The 2,238-nt window shown below is 67.8% G+C and carries 3 protein-coding genes and 1 pseudogene; 2 read left to right on the top strand and 2 right to left on the bottom strand.

Features of this window, described 5'->3' with window-relative positions:
• Positions 1 to 211, bottom strand: a pseudogene (gene glyA / locus H5395_RS18185) (serine hydroxymethyltransferase); the annotation flags it as partial.
• A gap of 101 nt (positions 212 to 312) precedes the next feature.
• On the opposite strand from glyA, the gene H5395_RS18180 reads away from it, so the two are divergent.
• Positions 313 to 1,065 carry an NAD kinase gene (locus H5395_RS18180; protein ID WP_370576506.1) on the top strand — a complete coding sequence of 251 codons (753 nt, stop codon included), beginning with the start codon at positions 313 to 315 and terminating at the stop codon, positions 1,063 to 1,065.
• Here H5395_RS18180 and H5395_RS18175 read toward each other — a convergent pair.
• Complete coding sequence (locus H5395_RS18175) at positions 1,058 to 1,354, bottom strand: hypothetical protein (RefSeq protein WP_182793937.1); 297 nt, start codon at positions 1,352 to 1,354, stop codon at positions 1,058 to 1,060. The genes H5395_RS18180 and H5395_RS18175 overlap by 8 nt on opposite strands.
• Before the next feature lie 273 nt (positions 1,355 to 1,627).
• On the opposite strand from H5395_RS18175, the gene H5395_RS18170 reads away from it, so the two are divergent.
• A complete protein-coding gene (locus H5395_RS18170) occupies positions 1,628 to 1,873 on the top strand; it encodes a hypothetical protein (protein WP_200559274.1) in 246 nt (81 codons plus the stop codon).
• The last annotated feature ends 365 nt before the right edge of the window (positions 1,874 to 2,238 follow it).

Here is a 2,238-nt window from a genome sequence, read left to right as displayed (position 1 = left end):
AGCCGCCGTAGTAGCGCTTGCCCGGATAGCCTTCGGCGTATTTGTTCGTCATCACTGAGCCCTGCGCCTCGAGCACCGCGCGCGAGACGATATTCTCGGACGCGATCAGCTCGATCTCGTCGCGCTGCCGCCCGAGCTCGCCCCGGATCGCGTCAAAGATCGCAGGGTCGCGGGTGGAAAGGGTCTCGGTGAAGAATGCGCTGTCGGTCATGGGTTCCTCCGGGGCGTTTCCCAAGCTGTTAACGGCTTTGCAGGGTCCTTGCCAGCGCCTCGCTCTCGACAAGGGGCAGGGGACATGCATGGATGGCCGGCATGACCGCGATCCACTTCACGGCAAGCGAGACCGACACCGCCCTGTCTGCCATGGGCCGGCTGATGGAGCGTTACGGCCAGACCCCGGCCAACCGCGCCGACGCGGTGGTGGCGCTGGGGGGCGACGGCTTTCTTCTGTCAGTGCTGCGGCAGAACCTGGGGCGGCCGGTTTACGGCATGAACCGGGGCACGGTCGGCTTCCTGATGAACGACTATGCCGAGGATGATCTGCCGCAGCGCATCGCCACCGCCGAGGAAGCCGTCATCAACCCGCTGTCGATGGTAGCGGGCGCGCCGGACGGCGACGAATACCGGGCGCTGGCAATCAACGAGGTGTCGATGCTGCGCGCCGGTCCGCAGGCTGCCCGCATCCGCATCAGCGTGGACGGCCGCGTGCGGATGGAGGAACTGGTCTGCGACGGGCTGCTGGTCGCGACCCCCGCCGGGTCCACGGCCTACAACTATTCGGCGGGCGGGCCGATCCTGCCCATGGGCTCGGACGTGCTGGCGCTGACGGCGTTGGCACCCTTCCGCCCGCGGCGCTGGCGGGGGGCAATCCTGCGCCACGATTCCGTGATCCGCATGGACGTGCTGGACCCGCGCAAGCGCCCGGTCATGGCCGACGCCGACGCCAAGCAGGTGGACCGGGTGCTGTGGGTGGAAATCCGCAGCGAGCCCCGCATTGCCCATCGCCTGTTATTCGATTCCGGCCGCGGGATGGACGAACGCATGATGCGCGAGCAGTTCACATAAGGCTTCCGCGGCACAAACAAGACTTCGGTGGCGATGATCCGTGCCAGAAGCGCGCATCCTGCGGGCCGGGGTCCGGGCGGCTTGTGACCATGTTCGTTACCATGCCGCTGCCAGCGTCCATGTCGCCTTCACCGATGCGGCCGCTGCACTTTTCATCCCCGCCGTGACCACCAGAGTGGCTTGCAAGGCGTACATGATCCTGCCACGGGTTGGCGAGGTTGCCCGACATCGGCGCGAGGTTCAGCGCCTTGCGGATGAGGTTCCGCAGTAAGACCATGAGTTCCTGCATGTGGCCCCGCCGACCTCCTCGGTCTTTTCACAGGCGGCGCCTTTCGCAAGGCGCATCTGCTTTTTGGTTTCTGGCAGCGTGGCCTCAATCGCAGAGCAGATGCGGCAGCAGTCAGCCCCGAGGTCCAGCGGCGCGTCGTCATAGGCATGCACTGGCGCAGGGCGCGCAGATGGCTCGGGTCGGCTGTCAGGCGCTATAAGAGACCTGCCAGCGCCTTGTAGGCGGCAATCAACAGTCTGAGTTGCTCGCTGGCCTGGCGGTTCATCCACTCTCGTGAGGTTGCGTCCTGGCGATCCGCTGCCGCTGGACGTTGAGCGCATCGACCCCTCGGCCTTTGTGGGCGAGGTGGTGCTGAGTTCCGGGATGACGCCCTTCCTGCGGGCGGCGGCGCGGCGGGGCTGCCGGTATCAGGTCGGGACCGACATGCTGTTCGAGATGATCCCGGCCTATCTGGAGTTCTTCGGCCTCGGCACCGCCACCGCCGGGGAACTGCGGGCGACCGCGCAGATCGCCTGTTGAGGAAGCGATCCCGCCTAGGCAAAGCTCTGCGCCACGATTTGGCGGCGGCGCTGCCCCCGGGCACTCCCGCCCGCGAGCAACCTGTCGCAGCGTCCAGCCAGGGGTGGCGGCGGGGGCCGCCTTGTCGCGCCGAACTCGCTTGCCCGCCCAAAGCCTCCTGCGGTCACGAGTGCGCCCTGCAGCGCCTTGCTCCTCGGGCAACAGGGCAGGCCGGCGGAGGCGGGTTGCCGTTCCGCGGCGCTGCGGCTGATCCACGGGCATCGGCCGGCAGGGATGCCGCCGGCCTTTCTCCCGGTCGGGCCGGATCAGCCTTCGGGCGGCGTTTCTCCCAGCACCTCCCAGGCTCTTTGGGCGAAGCGGCCCGC

Source organism: Paracoccus sp. MC1854 (assembly GCF_014164635.1).
Classification (GTDB): Bacteria; Pseudomonadota; Alphaproteobacteria; order Rhodobacterales; family Rhodobacteraceae; genus Paracoccus.
The sequence above is the reverse complement of the archived record's forward strand: the minus strand, read 5'-3'. Positions and strand labels throughout refer to the sequence as shown.

Coding starts and splice junctions, on each gene's coding strand:
- H5395_RS18180 (WP_370576506.1), top strand. CDS start 313: ATGACCGCGATCCACTTCACGGCAAGCGAGACCGACACCGCCCTGTCT.
- H5395_RS18175 (WP_182793937.1), bottom strand. CDS start 1,354: ATGCAGGAACTCATGGTCTTACTGCGGAACCTCATCCGCAAGGCGCTG.